The sequence below is a fragment of the Silanimonas sp. genome, assembly GCF_027530345.1.
Lineage (GTDB): Bacteria > Pseudomonadota > Gammaproteobacteria > Xanthomonadales > Xanthomonadaceae > Silanimonas.
Genome location: NZ_JAPZQK010000010.1, coordinates 114,140 through 133,777, shown reverse-complemented (window position 1 = coordinate 133,777; position 19,638 = coordinate 114,140). Strand labels below are relative to the sequence as shown.

Below are 19,638 nucleotides of genomic sequence, written 5' to 3'. Positions count from 1 at the left end.
GCGGCGATCACCACGCCACAGGGGAAAATCGATGAACCATCTCGCTCGCCGCACCACGCGGCGGTGTGCCGCCGCGCTCGTGCTCGTCGCGATCGCCGCGCCCACCCTCGCCAGCACGCTGAACCAGAACGTCTCGTGGACCGTCGACCGCGCCGGCACCACGGCCAAGTACCGCGTCGTCGCCTACGGCGATTCGATCTACGCCGGCTACAACGGCTCCGTCTCCAACGCCGCGCGCTGGGCCGCGCCGACGGTGGATTCCGAGTACCTCTCCGCGCGCTGGAATGCCGACATCGAGAGCATCCGCCGCGCCAAGTCGGGCGCCGTCGCGCGCGACGTCTACGAAAACAAGATCGTCGCCGAGCGCTCGTGGATGCAGGCGGCGTCGACGCGCGTGGTCACCTTCGAAATGTGCGGCAACGACGGCTTGCAGGCGCGCACCGCCTTCAAGGACCAGACCGGCACCTGCAATTACGCCGTGCTCGACAACGCGGTCAACAGCTGCAAGACCTACGTCGCCGCGTCGATGGACTACATCAACGCCAACGCCAGCCCGAACACCCGGCTGAAGGTCATCTCGAACCTGTACTACCCGGGCTACAACGCCGACAACGTGCAGAGCACGTGCCGCGACGCCACCACCGGGCAGACGGTGAACCTGCGCGACCGCTTCCTGCCGGCCATCACCCGGATGAACTACTGGATGTGCGAATACGCCCGCCAGAAGGGCTTCCAGTGCGCCGACAGCTTCGCGCAGTACATGGGTGCGGATTTCGACAGCAATGGCGACGGCCAGGTCGATTCCGATGCGCTCCGCTACGTGCCGGGCGACACCGAGGCGGCCTACGTGCAGCGCATCACGGTGGCGCTGCGCGGCACGCTGCGCGACGCCAACACGCACTTCGTCTCGTCGACGACCAGCGCCGACTACATCCAGTCGGACGACGTGCATCCGACCTACAGCGGCCCGACCGTCAGCGCCGGCCTCTGGGGCGGCAGCACCGGCACCGGTGCACCGCGCTACCCGACCATCACGAACGGCCGCAATCCGATCTGGAACACCTTCGGCCATGAGCGGATGGGTTGGGCACTGTCGGTCTACAACCCAGCCAGCCCCTGACGCCCGCCGAACGCCCCGTGGCCCTGTCGCCGCCCGGCCGCCACGCCCCGTCGTCCCCCGCGGACGACGAGGGCGTGCGCATCCTGCGCAAGCCCAGCTCGCGTCTCGGTGTCGAGGCCCGTGGGGCCGCCGGCATCGCGCTCATCGTCGCCGTTGCGGTGGCGGTGTCGCTCTGGACCTCGCGAAGCGATGAGCCACGTGGCGATGCTGTCGGGGTTGCAAGCACCGGTTCGCCATTGCCCACCGCCACACCCGCGATGGCGCCGGCTCGCCTTGAAGTGGCCGGCGCCGAACAGCGTCTGGAGATCGCGCCCACCGCTGCAGACGTCGCGGCGCGCGTGCCCAGCGGCGACCCCGACGATCTCGCGAGCTATTTCCGCCCCGGCGATCCCGTGCCTTCCACCGCGAACCTGATCAAGGCGATGAACGAGGCGGGCATCCGCACCGGCATCGCCGCCTTCAATCCGCCCGGCACCAGCCCGCCGCTCGAAGGGCTCGCCGTGCCCGCGGATTTCGAACTACCGCCTGGTTACGTGCGCCACCACCAGGCCACCGATGAGGGCGACACCATCGAGCCGATCCTGATGTTTTCGCCGGACCTCGTGCTGCGCGATGCCCAAGGACGCCCGATCGCCCTGCCGGCGAACCGCGTCGTGCCGCCGGAGTTGGCGCCCCCCGGCCTGCCGCTGCGCTGGGTCCGCCCCGGCAAGTCTTGATGCCGGCCACGAACGCCAGCGCACGCTGGCCGATCCCCGCGAGCCTCCTCGCCACCGCCGCGCTGGTCGCGCTCTTCGCCGCGATCGAGCCCGCGTGGCCGCTCGCCGCCGTGCTGCTCGTGCCTTGGCTGTGGGCGCTCGATCGCGCGCGGTCGTGGCGCGGCGTCGCGGCGCAGGGCCTCGCGACGACCGTGCTGTTCACCGCCGCGGTGTTCTGGTGGTTCGCCATCGGCATCGGGCAGTTCACCGGCGTCGGCACCGGCCTCGCGGCCGCCGCCCTGCTGCTGGCGGCCCCGTTGCTGCAGCCGCAAATCCTCGTCTTCGCACTGGTGCGCCACGCCGTCGGCCGCGCGCACGGACCGCTGCTGCGCGCACTCGCGGGCGCCGCCGCCTGGGTGGCCACGGAGGCGCTGTGGCCGAAACTGCTTGGCGACACGCTTGGCCACGGCCTGCAGCCGGCCGATGCGCTGCGGCAGGCCGCGGACCTCGGCGGCGCGACCGGCCTCACCGTCGTGGTGCTGCTCACCAACGAAGCGATCGCGCAGGCCATCGCGCGACGCCGCGACTGCCTGCGCGCCTGGGGCTTGCCCCTCGCTTTCGGCACGGCGATGCTGGCGGCGGTGTCGGGCTACGGCGCGTGGCGCCTGGCGGCATTGCGCGTACCGCCTGCAGCGGATACCGCCGTTCTGCGCGTGGCGATGGTGCAGGCCAGCCTCACCGATTACGAAACGCGACGCCGCGAGCAGGGCGCCTATGCCGTGGTGCGCGAGGTGCTGGACACGCACTTCGGACTGTCCGCCTCGGCCCTGCGCGACCACGGCGCCGACGTGCTGCTGTGGTCGGAAACGGTCTATCCCACCACCTTCGGGCAGCCGCGCAGCGAGGACGGCGCCGCCTTCGACGCCGAGATCCAGGGCTTCGTCGATGCGATGGGCGTGCCGCTGGTGTTCGGCACCTACGAGCAGGACGTGCTGGGCGAGTACAACGCCGCCGTGGTCCTCGAACCCGGCCGCGGCCGGCTCGGCAGCTACCGCAAGACCCACCCGTTCCCGCTCACGGAGCACGTGCCCGAATGGCTCGATGGGCCGGCGCTCCGCGCAGCCCTGCCCTGGACCGGCGGCTGGCGCGCGGGTGATGGCGCGCGCGTGCTGCCGCTGCGCAGCGGCGACGGTCGCGAAGTGAACGTGCTGCCGCTCATCTGCCTCGACGATGTGCACCCGCAGCTTGCCATCGACGGTGCGCGGCTGGGCGCCCAAGCCATCCTCGGGATGTCCAACGATTCGTGGTTCACCGAGGCCCCGCTCGGCGCCCGCCTGCACCTCGCTGTGGCGGCCTTCCGCAGCGTCGAGACCGGACTGCCGCAGCTGCGCGTCACCACCAACGGCTTCAGCGCCGTCATCGACGAGACCGGCGAGGTGCTGGTGCATACCGCGATGGGGCAGCAGGCGGTGCTCACCGGCTTCCTGCTCGCGCGCGATCCCGCGCCGACCCTGATGGTGCGTTGGGGCGACTGGGTGGGCCGTGCCGGCCTCGCCTTCCTGTTCGCCCTTGCCCTCTGGCGAGGGCTGGCAGCCCTCGGTGCACACGCGCTGCGGCCGGCGGCGGCCCCCACCGTGTTCGCGGTCGTGCTGATGCCGCCGACGATGCGCCTCGCGGTCATTGCGCTCCGCGCCGTGGCGCTGGCGGGGCTGGTGGCCTTGGCCTACGACATGGCCACGCGCATCGGCTGGCAGGTGGCGTCTCTGGGGCAGCTCCGCGGCTACGGTCTATTCGTCGTTCTGCCGCTGCTGCTGGCCTGGGGCCTGCGTCGCTGGGGGCGCAGTGAGCTGCGCTTCGAATCAGCGCAGGTGGTCATCGACCGCCCGAACGAACGCATCGAGATCCCGCACGCCGCGATCGCCTCACTCCAAGCCTGGCGCCTGCCCCTGCCTTCGCCGGGTCTCGAACTGGTGCTTGGCTCGGGAAGGCGCTGGTCCATGGCACTGGCGTCGCCTTCGGCGGCCGGCGATGCGTGGCGCGGCGCACTCGCGACGGGACGCCTCGCCGCGGTCGCCGAGCAGCGCGCGCGCGCCCATCGCCCGCGCTGGGACCACGCGCTGCTGAAGTTCGGCCTGTTCCCACTGCTCCCCGCCCTGATCGCGTTCCGCCTGCACCAGGTGATCGCGTTCGGCGGCTTCTTCGGCGAATGGCTCACCTATGGTCCCGCGGCGTGGTTCACCGGCCTCGCGATCTGGTGGGCGGCGTGGTCCTTGGGCCTGATGTTGTTCGCCGCCGCGCTGCGCATCGCCCTCGAGGGCATCGCCTTCAGCGCGTCGTGGCTCGCGGCGCCTACGCGGCAGACGATGCTGCGCGAAGCCGGCGAATGGCTGCTGCGGGGGCTCTACTACGTCGGCGTGCCAGCGGCGCTGGTGTTCCGGCTGCTGGCGGGCTGATCAGCCCCGAAGCGCGGCAAGGAACCGCCGCGGCGCGTCCTCGAAGCCGCCATTCGACATGAACACCACGTGGTCGCCCTCCTTCGCCTCTGCGGCGAGGCTGGCGATCATCGTGTCGACATCCGGCACGGTGCGCGCGGCACCGCGCACGGCGCCAACGACCTTCCCGGCATCCCACGGCAGGTTCGGGCGATGCAGGAACACCGTGGCGTCGGCCGGGTCGAGCGAGGGCGCCAGCGCATCGGCATGCGCGCCGAGGCGCATCGAATTGCTGCGCGGCTCCAGCGCGGCAATCACACGCGCGGCGCCGACCTTCGCACGCAGGCCGTCGAGCGTGGTGCGGATGGCCGTCGGGTGGTGGGCGAAGTCGTCGTAGACGGTGACGCCGCGCGCCGTGCCGATCACTTCGAGGCGGCGCTTGGCGCTGGCGAAGGTCGAGAAGGCCGGCAGCAGCGCGGTCGCATCGCAACCGACCGCGGCCGCGGCGGCCAAGGCAGCGAGCGCGTTCATCACGTTGTGGCGGCCCACCAGCGGCCAGTCGGCGGCACCGAGTTCAACGCCGCGATGCGCGACGACGAAGCGCGACCCGTCGGCGGCCAGCAGGCGCGCGGTCCAGTCCAGCGTCGCGCCACCGGGCGTTGCCACCTCGGTCCGGCCGTCGGCATCGACGATGCCGAAGCGCTCCACCGGGGTCCAGCAGCCCATCGCCAGCACCTCGGCCAGCGCGGCGTCCTCGCCGTTGACGATCAAGCGCCCGCGCCCCGGCACGATGCGCACGAGGTGGTGGAACTGGCGCTGGATCGCCGCGAGGTCGGGGAAGATGTCGGCGTGGTCGTACTCGAGGTTGTTCAACACCGCCACCGTCGGGCGGTAGTGCACGAACTTGCTGCGCTTGTCGAAGAACGCGGTGTCGTATTCATCGGCTTCGACCACGAACTCGCGGCCGCTGCCGAGGCGCGCGGACACGCCGAAGTTCTCCGGCACGCCACCGACGAGGAAACCGGAATCGCGGCCAGCGGATTCAAGGAGCCAGGCCAGCAGGGACGTCGTGGTGGTCTTGCCGTGCGTGCCGGCGACGGCCAGCGTTTCGCGGCCGCGCAGCACGTGCTCCGACAGCCACTGCGCGCCCGAGGTGTAGCGCATACCCGCGTCCAGCACATGCTCGACGGCCGGGTTGCCGCGCGACAGCGCGTTGCCAACGACGACCTCATCGACACCGGCGCTGATGTTCGACGGCGCGTAGCCCGACGCGAGCGTGATGCCGAGTTGCTCGAGCTGGGTGCTCATCGGCGGGTAGACGTTCTGGTCGGAGCCTTCGACGTCGTGGCCGAGCTCGCGCGCCAAGGCGGCGATGCCGCCCATGAAGGTGCCGCAGATGCCAAGGATGTGGAGCTTCATGGGATCAGTTGAACAGGTTTGAGGCTTCGACGAAGCCGATCAATAGGACGACGGGGACGATCCACATGGCGGCGTTCATCAGGAGTGTCATCAACAGCCCTACGGCGTAACCGCGATCGAGCGTCCGCGCCCAGACGTGGGACATCGCGAGCCCATACCAGAGGGTCACCGCGAGAGGGACCAACGCGGACAACCAAGCCACGGCGACCCGCCATCCCTGTTCGACCGGTTCCGGTCCCGTGAGCTTCACGCGCACCAGCACGCTGCCGAACATCGCCAGCATGGTGAGCCCGTGCACGAGGCTCAGTGCCATTGCGAACTGGTTGAAGCGCGATGCCCGGTCGAAGGCGCGAAGCACGAGCGCGCACGCGCCAAGCAGGCAGGCGACCGGCCCGATCGCCCAAGCGAGGAGCAGCCCACCGGTCGGCGGCACCGATCCCGGTGGCGTCTCCGAGAGGACGATCATCCAAGCCGGATAGGTCGAAGCCATCAATGCGATGGCGATCCACGTCAGCGCCGGGGAATACGGCAGGTCTTCGGGGCCGGACCGCAGGACAAGGAGGCGGGCGCCGAACCAAACCAGCAGCGGGAGATCGTCACGGATCCGCGAATCGCCCACAGCGCTGCGTCGCGGCGACGCGGGATCAACGCTGCGGCAGAGCCGACACGATGCGCTGGAACACGTCGTCGAGCGCACCCACGCCATCGACCACGGCCAGGCGGCCGCGCGACTGGTAGAAGCCCGCGACGGGCGCGGTCTGCTGGGCGTAAACGTCGAGGCGCTTGCGGACGGTTTCCGGATGGTCGTCGGCGCGGCCCTCGGCGGCGTAGCGGATCTCGCAGCGACCGACGATCACTTCGTTCGGCACTTCGAACTTCACGACGGCGTCGAGCGGCTGGCCGATGCGGGCGAGCAGAGCGTCGAGCGCATCCGCCTGGGCGAGGTTGCGCGGGTAGCCGTCGAGGATGAAGCCATTGGCGGTGTCCGGCTTGGCGAGGCGCTCTTCGAGCATGCCCAGCACGAGGTCGTCGGACACCAGCTGACCGGCATCCATCACGGCCTTGGCCTGCAGGCCGAGCGGCGTGCCTTCCTTGACGGCGGCGCGCAGCAGGTCACCGGTCGAGATGTGGGCGATGTTGAAGTGCTCGCGCAGGCGGGTGGCCTGCGTGCCCTTGCCCGAACCCGGGGCGCCGAGGAAGACGAGTCGCATGAAGAGGCTCCATAAACGATGACGCACGGCACCGTCTTCACCCCCAACGCGATACGGAGGGCCGCCGACAGGCCGTGCGGACAAGGTCACGCTAGCGGCCCCGGGTGGTGAAGTCAAACAGGAAAGGCTTCAATGGCGGGCCCGGGCCGCAGCACGCGCGCCCCGCCCCACGGAGTGCCCCCATGCCGAAAGGCCACCTGCTCTACGCCCAGTCGGGCGGCGTCACCGCCGTCATCAACGCCACCGCCAGTGCCGTTCTCGCCACCGCGCGCGCCCACAAGGTGCCGGCGCTGTGGGCGAAGAACGGCATCCTCGGCGCCCTGCGCGAGGAGCTCTACGACACCCGCAAGCTGAAAGCCGCCGAGATCAAGGCCCTCGCCCACACCCCCGGCGGCGCCTTCGGCAGCTGTCGCTTCAAGCTGAAATCCATCGAGCAGGACCGCGCCCAGTACGAGCGCCTGATCGACGTCTTCCGCGCGCACGACATCCGCTGGTTCCTCTACAACGGCGGCAACGACTCGGCGGACACCGCGCTGAAGCTGTCGAAGGTCGCCTCGGAGCTTGGCTACCCGCTGACCTGCATCGGCGTGCCGAAGACGGTCGACAACGACCTCGTGGTGACCGACTGCTGTCCGGGCTTCGGCTCAGCGGCGAAGTACACGGCGGTCTCCGTGGCCGAGGCCGCGCTCGACGTCGCCGCGATGGCGGACACGTCCACCAAGGTCTTCGTCTACGAAGTGATGGGCCGACACGCCGGCTGGCTGGCGGCAGCGGCGGGCCTCGCCGGCCGCGGCGAGGACCAGGCGCCGCACCTGATCCTCTTCCCCGAGAACGCCTTCGACGAAACCGCGTTTCTCGCCAAGGTGCAGGCTGTGGTGAAGAAGGTCGGCTACTGCGTGGTCGTGGTTTCGGAGGGCATCCGCCACGCCGACGGCCGCTTCGTGGCTGAAGCCGGCGGCAAGGACGCCTTCGGGCATTCACAGCTTGGCGGCGTCGGCCCGATGCTGGCCGCGCTGTGCAAGGACAAGCTGGGCGTGAAGGTGCACTGGACCGTGCCCGACTACCTGCAGCGCTCGGCCCGCCACCTCGCCAGCAAGACCGACCTGCAGCAGGCGCTGGCGGTCGGCAAGGCGGCCGTGGAGCTGGCCCTGGCCGGGAAGAATGGCGTGATGCCGACGATCCAGCGCACCAGCGACAAGCCCTACCGCTGGAAGATCGTGCCGCACCCGCTGTCGGAGATCGCGAACCACGAGAAGACCATGCCGAAGGCCTTCATCCGCAAGGACGGCTTTGGCATCACCGAGGCCTGCCGCACCTACCTCGAGCCGCTGATCCGCGGCGAGGCGCCGCCGCCCTACGGCAAGGACGGCCTGCCCGCCTTCGTGCGGCCCACCCTGCCGCTGCTGCCGAAAACGCTGCTGGCTTGGTCAAAGTGAGTTGACGGGCACGCCGGGGCGCTGCGCGGCGCCCCGGACGTGGCTATCCTCAAACCATCGTCGTTGGAGCATGCACCCGCATGGCGGCTTCCCCGCAGCGCGACCCAGGCATCACCGCGCGTCTCCGCGCCTCGCTCACCGGCATCGGTGGGCGGCTGCTGGCATCGATGGTGGTGGCCAGCACGCTGATCAGCACCGCGGTCGCCGGCGTCGAGGTCTGGGCCGGCTACCAGGATGACCTGCGCGAGCTCGAGGCCGACATCGAGCGCATCAGCCGCGCCAGCCTCGATCCAATCGCGCTCTCGCTGTGGAACTACGACGACGCCCAGCTGCGGCTGCAGCTCGACGGCATCCGGCAGCGCCCTTACGTGGCCGCGGTGGAAGTGCGTGAACGCGGCATGGGCGGCGAGGACGGCGCCTTGCGGGCACGCGTCGGCGAAGAGGCGAGCGGCGAAGGCCGGATCGAGCGCCTGCCGCTCTCCTACCGGCGCGATGGCGAAAACGCCGACCTTGGCACCCTCATCGTCGAGCTCGACATCGGCGCGGTCCAGCGCAGCGCCCTCGAACGCGCCGTCAGCATCCTGGTCACCCAGGGCGGCATCACCCTGCTGATCAGCCTTGCGCTGCTCCTGCTCGTGCGACAGATCGTCACCCGCCACCTGTCCGCTTTGGCGCACGCGGCGCAGCGCTTCGACCTGCGCGACGAGACGGCGAGCTTCCGCGTGCGGCCACGCGGCTCTGGTCCCGGCGACGAGATCGACCGCGTGATCGACGCACTGGAAACCATGCGCAGCAGCCTTCACGGCGCCTACCGCGACCTCGCGGACACCAATGCCGAACTGCAGTCCGACATCGCCGCGCGACTGCGCGCCGAGGCGGCCGCCGACCACCTTGCCAACCATGACGCGCTGACCAACCTGCCGAACCGCCGCCTGCTGTTCCAGCGCCTGGCGCACGAGCTCGCGGTGGCGGAGCGCAGCGGCACGCAGGGCGCGATGATGTTCATCGACCTCGACCACTTCAAGACGCTGAACGACGCGCGCGGCCACAGCATCGGCGACGCCGTGCTGATCGAGGTGGCGCGGCGGCTGCGGACGCACCTGCGCGAGATCGACCTGGTGGCGCGCCTCGGCGGCGACGAGTTCGTCGCCGTGCTGCCGATGCTCGGCGAGCTGCGCGAACGTGCTGCGCAGAACGCACAGACCGCCGCGGAGAAGCTGCGCGCCGCGCTGGCCGAGCCCATCGTGGTGCGCGACGAAGTGTTCCGGCTGTCGGCGAGCATCGGCGTGGCGCTGTTCCCCGACGACGGCGGCAGCCCGGAGAACCTGATCAAGCACGCCGACACGGCGATGTACCAGGCCAAGACCGAAGGCCGGAACACCATCCATTTCTTCCAGCGCGACCTGCTCGCCGCGATGGAGGAGCGCCATGCGCTCGAAACCGACCTCCGCCGCGCGCTGGTGGAAGGCGGCCTCGACGTCGCCTACCAGCCCCTCGTCGATGCGCATGGCGGCGTGCGCGGTGCGGAGGCGCTGGTGCGCTGGACGCACCCGACGCGCGGCCCGGTGTCGCCGGCGCAGTTCATCCCGCTGTGCGAAGAAAGCGGGCTGATCATCAATCTCGGCGATTGGGTGCTTCGCGCGGTGCTCAAGCAGGTGCAGGCGTGGCGCCGGGAAGGCCTGCTCGGGCCGCAGCAGTACATCAGCGTCAACATCAGCCCGCGCCAGTTCCGCCAGCAGGGCTTCGAAGACCGCCTGCTCGCCGCGCTGCACGAGTTCGAAGTGCCGCCCTCGATGCTGGTGCTCGAGATCACCGAGGGCGTGGTGCTCGGCGACATCGACAGCGCCATCCAACGCATGAACACGCTTCGTGCGCGCGGCATCCGCTTCTACATCGATGACTTCGGCACCGGCTATTCCTCGATGGCCTACCTGAAGCGCCTGCCAGCCGACGGCCTGAAGATCGACAAGGGCTTCGTGCGCGACCTCGGCACCGACGCCAACGACGCCGCCATCGTCGACGCGATCCTGGCGATGGGCCGACACTTCGGCCTGACGGTGGTGGCGGAAGGCGTGGAAACGGAATCGCAGGCGCAGTACTTGATCCAGCGCGATTGCGCGCTGCTGCAGGGCTACCACCTCGGCCGCCCGGCGGATGCGACGCGCTTCGCCGAGTCCTTCCTGCGCCGACGCACGCTGGTGTAACCGCGGGCCATCCCGGGCCGGACAGGGGGGCATGCCCTGCCCTCCAGCGACCCCGTGACCGCCCTGGCCCTGCCCTTCGCGATGACGCCCCCGCCACCGACCGCCACCGCCCTCGGCGTGCTGTTCTGCGCAGGCCGCGGAGGCGACGAGGTGCGTTACGCGCAGGCGCTGCGCGAGTGCACAGTGCTGCTCCGCCGCTTCACCGCGGCCAAGCTGCAGCGGATGGCGCCGGCGATGGTGGGGGACACCGAGGACGTCGTGCAGGAATGCCTGCTGGCGCTGCACTTGAAGTCGCACACCTACGACGCTGCCCAGCCCTTCGAGCCCTGGCTGTATGCGGTGGCGCGCTACAAGCTGATCGACCTGCTGCGGCGCCGCCAGCCGGGCCGCGAACTGAGCCTCGACCTGCTGGCCGAGACCCATGAATTCGCCGAGTCGAGCGAATCTACCGAGCCGCAGGCCGGGGCCGACCTCGCCGTGCTGCTGGCGCAACTGCCCGACAAGCAGCGCCGGCCGATCGAGCTGGTGAAACTCGAAGGCCGCTCGGTCGCGGAAGCCGCCGCCAGCACCGGCCTGTCCATTTCCGCCGTGAAAGTCGGCATCCATCGCGGCTTGAAGGCACTGGCCAAGCGCCTCGCCGCGGAAGGTGACACCCCATGAAGACCGATGACCTGATCACCCTGCTGGCCCGACAGCCGGACGCCCTGCCGAAAGCCCATCCGGCGCGCGACACGGCGCTGGCCGTGTTTGCCGGGCTGGGCACGGCATTCCTGCTGATGGCGCTCATGCTGGGGCTGCGGCCGGACCTCGCCGATGCCGTCGCCTCCCCGCTGTTCTGGCAGAAGATTGGCGCCTTGGCCCTGCTGGCGGTGGTCGCGGGCGTCGCCGCCTATCGCTCGGGGCTTCCGGGGCGTGCGCTGCGATCCACCGAGCGCCTGCGTTGGGCCGCACCGGCGTGGCTGGCGGTCGCGACCGTGGTGACGGTCGTCTCGGCGCCCGCTGGCGAGCGCCTTGGGCTCTTCCATTCGCCGACCATCCTCGTCTGCCTGACGATGGTGCCGCTGCTTTCCGTTCTGCCGGCCGCCGCGATGGTGTGGGCCCTGCGTCGCGCCGCACCGACCGAACCGGCCCGCGCGGCCCGCGCCGTGGGCTGGACCGCCAGCGCGATCGGCGCCTTCGCCTACGCCTTCCATTGCCAGGCCGACCAACCGGGGTACGTGCTGGTCTGGTACGGACTCGCGGTGATCGCCACCGTCGCGTTCACCCACGCCACCGCCATGCGGTGGCTTCGCTGGTGATGCGGCAACGCAACATGAAAGCCTCGCTGCCGTGCGGCGTCGCGGCACGACAGACACCCGCAACGGCGTAGCGCCCCGCCCCCCTATCGGCAATACTCGACCCAAGGCGGCCGTCCGGCCGCCTTCTCGTGTCTGAGGTTCTAAGTCCGAATCTGGGGAGGTCAGGATGTTGGAGCAGTACGGAATCGCCATCGCACTGTCGTGTGCCGTGGTCGCCATCCTTTATGGCATCGTGTCGGCGCGCTGGATCCTCGCGCAACCGGCCGGCAACGAACGAATGCAGCAGATCGCCGCGGCGATCCAGGAAGGTGCGGGTGCCTACCTGCGGCGGCAATACACCACCATCGCCATCGTCGGCGTCGTGCTCTTCCTGGTGATCGGCTTCGTGCCGGCGCTGGGCTGGCAAACGGCGATCGGGTTTGCCATCGGCGCGATCCTCTCGGGCCTCGCCGGCTTCATCGGCATGTTCGTCTCGGTGCGCGCCAACGTGCGCACCACGCAGGCGGCCACCAAGGGCCTCAACGAAGCGCTCAACGTCAGCTTCAAGGGCGGCGCGGTCACCGGCCTGCTGGTGGTGGGCCTCGGCCTGCTTGGCGTGGCCGGCTACTTCTGGTTCGTCGGCGGCGCGGTGAACGACGAGGCGGCGATCAAGGCTGCCCTGCAGCCGATGATCGGCCTCGCCTTCGGCAGCTCGCTGATCTCGATCTTCGCGCGCCTCGGCGGCGGCATCTTCACCAAGGGCGCGGACGTCGGCGCCGACCTCGTGGGCAAGGTGGAAGCCGGCATCCCGGAGGACGACCCGCGCAACCCGGCGGTGATCGCCGACAACGTGGGCGACAACGTCGGCGACTGTGCCGGCATGGCCGCCGACCTGTTCGAAACCTACGCGGTGACGATCGTGGCGGCGATGTTGATCGCCGGCATCACCTTCAGCACCTACGGCTTCGCCGGCGTGATGTACCCGCTGGTCCTCGGCGCGGTGTCGATCATCGCCTCGATCATCGGCACCTTCTTCGTGAGCGTCGGCAGCGACGGCAAGATCATGAAGGCGCTGTACAAGGGGCTGATCGTGGCCGGCCTGCTGTCGGCGGTCGGCTTCTGGTTCGTCACCGACGCGATGATCGCCGTCAACACGCTGCAGATCTTCCTCTGCGCCCTCGTCGGCCTGGTGCTGACCGCGGCGATGGTGGTGATCACCGAGTACTACACCGCCACCGAGTACAAGCCGGTGCGCGACGTGGCCGCGGCTTCGGTCACCGGCCACGGCACCAATGTCATCGCCGGCCTCGCCGTGTCGATGAAGTCGACGGCGGCCCCGGTGCTGGCCGTCGCGCTGGCCATCTGGGTCTGCTACACGCTGGCCGGCCTGATGGGCATCGCGGTGGCCGCGACGTCGATGCTGTCGATGGCGGGCGTGATTGTGGCGCTCGACGCCTACGGCCCGATCACCGACAACGCCGGCGGCATCGCCGAGATGAGCGGCCTCGACAAGGAGATCCGCAAGACGACGGACGCGCTCGACGCCGTGGGCAACACGACGAAGGCCGTCACCAAGGGCTACGCCATCGGCTCGGCCGGCCTCGCCGCGCTGGTGCTGTTCGCCGACTACGCCCACAAGCTGGACGAGAAGTTCGGCCAGGACGTCGTCGATTTCTCGATCGACAAGCCGGAAGTGCTGATCGGCCTGCTGATCGGCGGCCTGATCCCCTACCTGTTCGGCGCCTACGCCATGCAGGCGGTGGGCCGGGCGGCGGGCGCGGTGGTGGAAGAAGTGCGCCGCCAATTCCGCGACATCCCCGGCATCATGGAAGGCACCGGCAAGCCGGAGTACGACAAGGCCGTGGACCTGCTGACGAAGTCGGCGATCCGCGAAATGATCGTGCCCTCGATGCTGCCGCTGTTCATCCCGATCATCGTCGGCCTCGTGCTCGGCCCGGCGGCACTCGGCGGCTTGCTGATGGGCACCATCGTGACCGGCCTGTTCGTGGCGATCTCGATGTGCACCGGCGGCGGCGCGTGGGACAACGCCAAGAAGTACATCGAGGAAGGCCACCACGGCGGCAAGGGCAGCGATGCCCACAAGGCCGCGGTGACCGGCGATACCGTCGGCGACCCTTACAAGGACACTGCCGGCCCGGCCATCAACCCGCTGATCAAGATCATCAACATCGTGGCCCTGCTGCTGGTGCCGCTGCTCTGACGTTGATCTGAGGACGCTGGAGCAACACCGAAGCCCCGCCTTGATGGCGGGGCTTCTTCATTTCAGGTCGGCAGCGCGGTGCCGGATTCGATCATCGCCTCGGCCACCCACTCCGCCGCGCGGATGCCATCGACGCCCGCGGAGAGAATGCCGCCGGCATAGCCCGCGCCTTCGCCCGCCGGGAACAGGCCGCGCGTGTTGAGGCTTTGGCCGTCGTCGCCGCGCGTCAGGCGCAGCGGCGAGGAGGTGCGGGTTTCGACGCCGGTGAGCAGCGCATCGGACATGTCGAAACCCTTGATCTGCTTGCCGAAGGCCGGCAGCGCTTCGCGGATCGCCTCGATGGCGTAGCGCGGCAGGGCCGTGGAGAGATCGCCCAGCCGGACGCCCGGCGTGTACGAGTTCACCACCGTGCCCAGCGCTTCCGAGGGCGTGCCGGCGAGGAAATCACCAACCTTCTGCGCCGGCGCTTCGTAGGTTTCGCCGCCGAGCTTGAATGCGATTTCTTCCCAATGCCGCTGCAGCGCGATGCCCGCCAGCGGGCTGCCGCTGGGGTCGAACTCGGCGTAGTCCTCGGGTGTGATGCCCACCACGATCGCCGCGTTGGCATTGCGCTCGTTGCGCGAGTACTGGCTCATGCCGTTGGTGACCACGCGCCCGGGCTCGCTGGCCGCGGCCACCACGGTGCCGCCCGGGCACATGCAGAAGCTGTAGACCGAGCGCCCGTTCTTGCAGTGGTGCACCAGCTTGTAGTCGGCCGCGCCGAGCATGGGATGGCCGGCCTGCGGCCCGAAGCGCGCCTGGTCGATCACCGACTGCGGGTGCTCGATGCGGAAGCCGATCGAGAAGGGTTTGGCTTCCATGTACACGCCCCGCGCGTGAAGCATCGCGAAGGTGTCGCGGGCACTGTGGCCCAGGGCCATCACCACATGGTCGGCGCGTAGCGTTTCCCCGTTGGCCAGCACCACGCCGCGCAGGTGCCGGACGCCTGCGGAGTCCACCTCGATGAGCAGGTCGTCCACGCGCTGCGAGAAACGGATCTCGCCGCCCAGGCTTTCGATGACGCCCCGCATGTGCTCGACCATCGACACCAGGCGGAAGGTGCCGATGTGCGGCTTGCTCACATAGAGGATCTCGTCGGGCGCGCCGGCCTTCACGAATTCGTCCAGCACCTTGCGGCCCAAGTGGCGCTTGTCGCTGATCTGGCTGTACAGCTTGCCGTCGGAAAAGGTGCCCGCACCGCCCTCGCCGTACTGCACGTTCGACTCGGGGTTCAGCACTTTCTTCCGCCACAGGCCGAAGGTGTCGACGGTGCGCTCGCGCACCTGTTTGCCCCGCTCGAGCACGATGGGCTTGAGGCCCATCTGCGCCAGAACGAGTGCGGCGAACAGGCCGCAGGGGCCCATGCCGATCACCACCGGGCGCAGGGCTTGCTGGGGCGCGGGCTTGGCGATGAAGCGGTAGGTCGTGTCGGGGGTCGGGGTCACCTTGACGCGGTTCGGCTTCTTCTCGGCCGCGACGCGCTTCAGCACCGCCGCCTCATCGGCGACGTCGACATCCACCGAGTAGATCAACTGGATCTGGCCGCGCTTGCGGGCGTCGTAGCTGCGCTTGGTCACGGAGAGCGAACGCAGCGCGCCGGGCGGCAGCTTCAGGCGCGCCAGCACCGCGTCGTTGATCGCGGTGTCGGCGTGGTCCAGCGGCAGCGTGATGTCGGTGAGTCGAAGCATGGGGCGTGGAGCGGTGCGGCCGTGGAAGTCCGCCATGATCCCACGCCGGGCGGCTCCGCTTCTGCTGGCCGTCGCGGCGGGGGACGCCCGGGCGCGTATCCTCGACGGCGGGCCATGCAGGGCTCGCGCATCAGGGAGTCGACGAATGAAGATCGTGAAATGGTTCATCGCCGGGTTCGTGGCGACGCTGGTGTTCCACCAGGGCCTATTCGGCCTGCTGTACCTGACGGGCATCAGCCCGCGCGCACCGTTCAATCTGGCCGCGACGGAACCGCTGGGCATCCCGCAAGTGGTATCGCTGGCGTTCTGGGGCGGGGTCTGGGCGATCGCGCTGGCGCCGCTGCTGGCGAAATTCACGGCAGCCCGTTGGTGGTCGGCATGGATCATCGCCGGCGCCATTGGCCCGAGTGCGGTGGCCCTGTTCATCGTGTTCCCGCTCAAGGGCATGGCGATGGCCGGCGGCTGGGACCCCAAGCTGATCATCGGCGCCCTGCTGCTCAACGGCGCGTGGGGGCTGGGCTGTGCCGTCGCGCTCCGAGTGATGAAATCCCGCTGAGCTGTAACCCGCATCGCCCTTCGCACGAACCAGCATCACACCGACGAGAAAACCCGATGGGCCAAACCCCGCCCTTGTCCCGGCCGCGGCTGGTCGCTGTGCTGCTCGCTGTCGCCCTGCTGGCGATCTGGGCGAGCGGCGCGCACCAGTGGTTGACGCTGGACGCCCTGAAGACCCAGGCCGACGCGCTCGGCACGGCGGTGGCCGCGAACCCGTGGCAGGCCGCGGGGCTGTTCTTCCTCGCCTACGTGCTGGTGGCCGCGCTGTCGATCCCCGGCGCCGCGGTGATGACGCTGGCAGCCGGAGCCCTGTTCGGCTTGCTCGAGGGGACGGTGCTGGTGTCGTTCGCCAGTTCGATCGGCGCGACGCTGGCCTTCCTCGTCGCGCGGTTCGGCTTCCGCGACGCGCTGCGGGCGCGCTTTGGCGAACGGCTGCGCGACATCGATGCGGGCATCGCCCGCGACGGCGCCTTCTACCTGCTCACCCTGCGCCTCGTTCCGGCCTTCCCGTTCTTCGTGGTGAACCTGCTTTCGGGCCTCACCTCGCTGCCCACACGCACGTTCTACTGGGTGAGCCAGCTGGGCATGCTGCCGGCGACCATCGTCTACGTGCTCGCGGGCACGCAGCTGGCCCAAATCCGTTCGCTCGGTGACATCCTCTCGCCCGGCCTGCTCGGCGCGCTGGTGGCCTTGGGCGCGCTGCCGCTGGCCCTGAAAGCCATCCTCGGAGCGCTGAAGGCGAGGCGCGTCTACGCCGGGCACCACAAGCCAAAGGCCTTCGACTACAACCTGATCGCCATCGGCGCCGGTTCGGCCGGTCTCGTCACCACCTACATCGGCGCCGCGGTGAAGGCGAAGGTCGCGCTGATCGAAAAGCACAAGATGGGCGGCGACTGCCTCAACACCGGCTGCGTGCCGTCGAAGGCGCTGATCCGCTCGGCGCGGCTGCTGGCCGAAGCGCGGGAGGCGCAGAAGTACGGGCTGAATTCGCTCTCGGCCGATTTCGACTTCGCCACGGTGATGGAGCGCGTGCAGCGCGTGGTCGCGAAGGTCGAGCCGCACGATTCGGTCGAGCGGTACACCGGCCTTGGCGTGGACGTGATCGAAGGCGACGCGCGCCTCGTCAGCCCGTGGGAGGTGGAAGTCAACGGCCGACGGATCAGCGCCCGCAGCATCGTCATCGCCACCGGCGCACGGCCGCTGGTTCCAACGATCCCCGGCCTCGATGCCATCGAGGCACTGACCAGCGACACGGTCTGGTCGCTGCGCACACTGCCGAAACGCCTGCTGGTGCTCGGCGGCGGGCCGATCGGCTGCGAACTGGCACAGAGCTTCGCGCGCTTCGGCGCGCAGGTGAGCGTGGTCGAGATGGCGCCGCGCCTGCTGCCGCGCGAGGACGCCGAGGTCGGCGCGCTGCTCGCCGAGCGCCTTGCGCATGAAGGACTGCATGTCGCCACCGGCCACAAGGCGCTGCGCATCGAGCCCGGTGCCGACGGGAAAGGCGGCGTGCTGGTCGCCGAGGCGAACGGCTCGGAAGTGCGGATCGACTTCGACCGCCTGCTGCTGGCCTTGGGGCGCACGCCGAACACCCACGGCTTCGGCCTGCAGGAACTCGGCGTGGAGCTCGGCCCGCGCGGGCACGTGGCGGTCGATGGTCTGATGCGCACGAACTTCCCGAACATCCTCGTGGCCGGCGACGTGGCCGGCCCCTACCAGTTCACCCACATGGCGGCGCACCAGGCCTGGTACGCCGCGGTCAACGGACTGCTCGCGCCGTTCTGGTCGTTCAAGGTCGATTACCGCGTGGTGCCCTGGGTGACCTTCACCGACCCGGAAGTGGCGCGCGTCGGGCTGTCGGAGGACGAGGCGAAGGCTCAAGGCATCGCCATCGACGTGACGCGCTACGGCATCGATGACCTCGACCGCGCCATCGCCGACAGCAACGACGAAGGCTTCGTCAAGGTGCTCACGCCGCCGGGCAGCGACCGCATTCTCGGCGCCTGCATCGTCGGCGCACACGCCGGCGAGCTGCTGCCGGAGTTCGTGCTGGCGATGAAGCATGGCCTCGGCTTGAACAAGCTGCTCGGCACCATCCACGTCTATCCGACGATGAATGAAGCCAACAAGTACGCCGCCGGCGTATGGAAGCGAGCGAACGCGCCGCAGGGCGCATTGCGCTGGGCTGAGCGCTTCTTCCGGTGGCGGCGCGGATAGACCGGCACGAACCCCGCCCGGCACGCGAAACGAATCCAATGACGACGACGAACACGATGACCACACCGACACGCACCCACGCCGACGTCCGCGACTACTACGGCGAAGTGCTGCAATCGAGCGGCGACTTGAAGACCGGCGCGTGCTGCCCGGCCGAGGCCATGCCCTTGGCCCTGCGCCGGATGCTCGGCGACATCCATCCCGAGATCCTCGCGCGCTTCTACGGTTGCGGCTCGCCGCTGCCGCCCGCGCTCGAGGGCCGCACCGTGCTTGACCTCGGCTGCGGCACCGGCCGCGACGCCTACCTGCTCTCGCGCCTCGTCGGGCCCAGCGGCCGCGTGATCGGCGTGGACATGACCCCCGAGCAGCTCGCCGTGGCGCGCCGCCATCGCGACTGGCACGCGGAACGATACGGGCACGCGACAAGCAACATCGCCTTCCATGAAGGCTTGATCGAAGACCTCGGCGCCATCGGCATCGCCGACGCCAGCATCGACGTGGTGGTGTCGAACTGCGTGTTGAACTTGGCACCCGACAAGGCGCGTGTGTTCGCCGAGATCTTCCGCGTGCTGAAGCCCGGCGGCGAGCTGTACTTCGCCGACGTGTTCGCCGACCGCCGCATCCCCGACGCGCTGCGCTGCGACCCCGTGCTGCTCGGCGAGTGCCTCGGCGGCGCGCTGTACACCGAGGACTTCCGCCGATTGATGCAGCAGGTGGGCTGCGCCGACGCCCGTACCGTCAGCCGCGCGCCGATTCCGCTGCTCGACCCGGCCATCGAGGCGGCCATCGGTTTCGTGAACTTCGAATCGATCACGGTGCGAGCGTTCAAGCTCGCGCTCGAGGACCGCTGCGAGGACTTCGGCCAGGTCGCGACCTACCGCGGCACGATTCCCGACGCGCCGCATGCCTTCGTGCTCGACGACCACCACACCCTTGAGACCGGCCGTCCGCTGCGCGTCTGCGGCAACACCTTCGATATGCTGGCGGCCACTCGCTTCGGCGCGCATTTCGAGCTGCACGGCGACAAAGCGCGCCACTTCGGTCTGTTCGACTGCGCGCCGGCCTCGCCGACGTCGGCACCGAAGGCCGCCGGCGCCTGCTGCTGAGTCTTTCAGCCGTGGGTGCCC

General features: G+C 69.7%; 15 protein-coding genes. 11 read left to right on the top strand and 4 right to left on the bottom strand.

The genetic code is table 11. The annotated features are described in order from the left end of the window. Window positions 1-31: 31 nt before the first annotated feature. Genes O9255_RS06665 through lnt form a run of 3 tightly spaced genes read left to right on the top strand, consistent with a single transcriptional unit; the run spans window position 32 to window position 4,268 of the window. A complete protein-coding gene (locus O9255_RS06665) occupies window positions 32-1,120 on the top strand; it encodes a hypothetical protein (protein WP_297866075.1) in 1,089 nt (362 codons plus the stop codon). Between the two features lie 17 nt (window positions 1,121-1,137). Then, window positions 1,138-1,836 (top strand): hypothetical protein, encoded by a 699-nt coding sequence (locus tag O9255_RS06660; RefSeq protein ID WP_297866074.1) that lies wholly within the window; start codon window positions 1,138-1,140, stop codon window positions 1,834-1,836. Further along, window positions 1,836-4,268: an apolipoprotein N-acyltransferase gene (gene lnt / locus O9255_RS06655; RefSeq protein WP_297866073.1), complete on the top strand. Its 2,433-nt coding sequence runs from the start codon at window positions 1,836-1,838 to the stop codon at window positions 4,266-4,268. The genes O9255_RS06660 and lnt overlap by 1 nt, the downstream gene beginning before the upstream one ends. On the opposite strand, the gene mpl is transcribed toward lnt, so the two are convergent. From mpl to O9255_RS06640, 3 genes are read right to left on the bottom strand one after another with little or no spacing between them, the layout of a single operon-like run. Next, window positions 4,269-5,666 carry a UDP-N-acetylmuramate:L-alanyl-gamma-D-glutamyl-meso-diaminopimelate ligase gene (gene mpl, locus O9255_RS06650; protein WP_297866072.1) on the bottom strand — a complete coding sequence of 466 codons (1,398 nt, stop codon included), beginning with the start codon at window positions 5,664-5,666 and terminating at the stop codon, window positions 4,269-4,271. It abuts the gene before it with no gap. 4 nt (window positions 5,667-5,670) lie between these two features. Next, entirely contained in the window at window positions 5,671-6,285 is a 615-nt protein-coding gene (locus tag O9255_RS06645) for a hypothetical protein (protein WP_297866071.1), read from the bottom strand. A 25-nt stretch (window positions 6,286-6,310) separates the two neighbouring features. After that, window positions 6,311-6,877, bottom strand: a complete 567-nt coding sequence (locus tag O9255_RS06640; RefSeq protein ID WP_297866070.1) for an adenylate kinase — start codon at window positions 6,875-6,877, stop codon at window positions 6,311-6,313. A gap of 182 nt (window positions 6,878-7,059) precedes the next feature. On the opposite strand from O9255_RS06640, the gene O9255_RS06635 reads away from it, so the two are divergent. From O9255_RS06635 to O9255_RS06615, 5 genes are all read left to right on the top strand, one after another. Then, window positions 7,060-8,313 carry a 6-phosphofructokinase gene (locus O9255_RS06635; RefSeq protein WP_297866069.1) on the top strand — a complete coding sequence of 418 codons (1,254 nt, stop codon included), beginning with the start codon at window positions 7,060-7,062 and terminating at the stop codon, window positions 8,311-8,313. Between the two features lie 80 nt (window positions 8,314-8,393). Continuing rightward, entirely contained in the window at window positions 8,394-10,517 is a 2,124-nt protein-coding gene (locus tag O9255_RS06630; protein WP_297866068.1) for an EAL domain-containing protein, read from the top strand. A 54-nt stretch (window positions 10,518-10,571) separates the two neighbouring features. Continuing rightward, a complete protein-coding gene (locus tag O9255_RS06625; protein WP_297866067.1) occupies window positions 10,572-11,177 on the top strand; it encodes a sigma-70 family RNA polymerase sigma factor in 606 nt (201 codons plus the stop codon). Further along, complete coding sequence (locus O9255_RS06620) at window positions 11,174-11,815, top strand: DUF1109 domain-containing protein (protein ID WP_297866066.1); 642 nt, start codon at window positions 11,174-11,176, stop codon at window positions 11,813-11,815. The genes O9255_RS06625 and O9255_RS06620 overlap by 4 nt, the downstream gene beginning before the upstream one ends. Before the next feature lie 166 nt (window positions 11,816-11,981). Beyond that, window positions 11,982-14,015, top strand: coding sequence for a sodium-translocating pyrophosphatase (locus O9255_RS06615; RefSeq protein WP_297866065.1), 2,034 nt, complete (start codon window positions 11,982-11,984; stop codon window positions 14,013-14,015). A gap of 62 nt (window positions 14,016-14,077) precedes the next feature. Here O9255_RS06615 and O9255_RS06610 read toward each other — a convergent pair whose 3' ends face one another. Further along, window positions 14,078-15,742: an NAD(P)/FAD-dependent oxidoreductase gene (locus O9255_RS06610; protein WP_297866064.1), complete on the bottom strand. Its 1,665-nt coding sequence runs from the start codon at window positions 15,740-15,742 to the stop codon at window positions 14,078-14,080. Window positions 15,743-15,887: 145 nt separating this feature from the next. Between O9255_RS06610 and O9255_RS06605 the strand changes: the two genes are divergently transcribed. The 3 genes from O9255_RS06605 to O9255_RS06595 are packed head-to-tail and all read left to right on the top strand — an operon-like array spanning window position 15,888 to window position 19,617. Beyond that, on the top strand, window positions 15,888-16,298 hold the full coding sequence (locus tag O9255_RS06605) for a hypothetical protein (protein WP_297866063.1): 411 nt from the start codon (window positions 15,888-15,890) through the stop codon (window positions 16,296-16,298). A 56-nt stretch (window positions 16,299-16,354) separates the two neighbouring features. Beyond that, complete coding sequence (locus O9255_RS06600; RefSeq protein WP_297866062.1) at window positions 16,355-18,511, top strand: FAD-dependent oxidoreductase; 2,157 nt, start codon at window positions 16,355-16,357, stop codon at window positions 18,509-18,511. A gap of 38 nt (window positions 18,512-18,549) precedes the next feature. Next, window positions 18,550-19,617, top strand: a complete 1,068-nt coding sequence (locus O9255_RS06595) for a methyltransferase domain-containing protein (protein WP_297866061.1) — start codon at window positions 18,550-18,552, stop codon at window positions 19,615-19,617. The last annotated feature ends 21 nt before the right edge of the window (window positions 19,618-19,638 follow it).

Coding starts and splice junctions, on each gene's coding strand:
- O9255_RS06665 (WP_297866075.1), top strand. CDS start 32: ATGAACCATCTCGCTCGCCGCACCACGCGGCGGTGTGCCGCCGCGCTC.
- lnt (WP_297866073.1), top strand. CDS start 1,836: ATGCCGGCCACGAACGCCAGCGCACGCTGGCCGATCCCCGCGAGCCTC.
- mpl (WP_297866072.1), bottom strand. CDS start 5,666: ATGAAGCTCCACATCCTTGGCATCTGCGGCACCTTCATGGGCGGCATC.
- O9255_RS06640 (WP_297866070.1), bottom strand. CDS start 6,877: ATGCGACTCGTCTTCCTCGGCGCCCCGGGTTCGGGCAAGGGCACGCAG.
- O9255_RS06635 (WP_297866069.1), top strand. CDS start 7,060: ATGCCGAAAGGCCACCTGCTCTACGCCCAGTCGGGCGGCGTCACCGCC.
- O9255_RS06630 (WP_297866068.1), top strand. CDS start 8,394: ATGGCGGCTTCCCCGCAGCGCGACCCAGGCATCACCGCGCGTCTCCGC.
- O9255_RS06620 (WP_297866066.1), top strand. CDS start 11,174: ATGAAGACCGATGACCTGATCACCCTGCTGGCCCGACAGCCGGACGCC.
- O9255_RS06615 (WP_297866065.1), top strand. CDS start 11,982: ATGTTGGAGCAGTACGGAATCGCCATCGCACTGTCGTGTGCCGTGGTC.
- O9255_RS06610 (WP_297866064.1), bottom strand. CDS start 15,742: ATGCTTCGACTCACCGACATCACGCTGCCGCTGGACCACGCCGACACC.
- O9255_RS06605 (WP_297866063.1), top strand. CDS start 15,888: ATGAAGATCGTGAAATGGTTCATCGCCGGGTTCGTGGCGACGCTGGTG.
- O9255_RS06600 (WP_297866062.1), top strand. CDS start 16,355: ATGGGCCAAACCCCGCCCTTGTCCCGGCCGCGGCTGGTCGCTGTGCTG.
- O9255_RS06595 (WP_297866061.1), top strand. CDS start 18,550: ATGACGACGACGAACACGATGACCACACCGACACGCACCCACGCCGAC.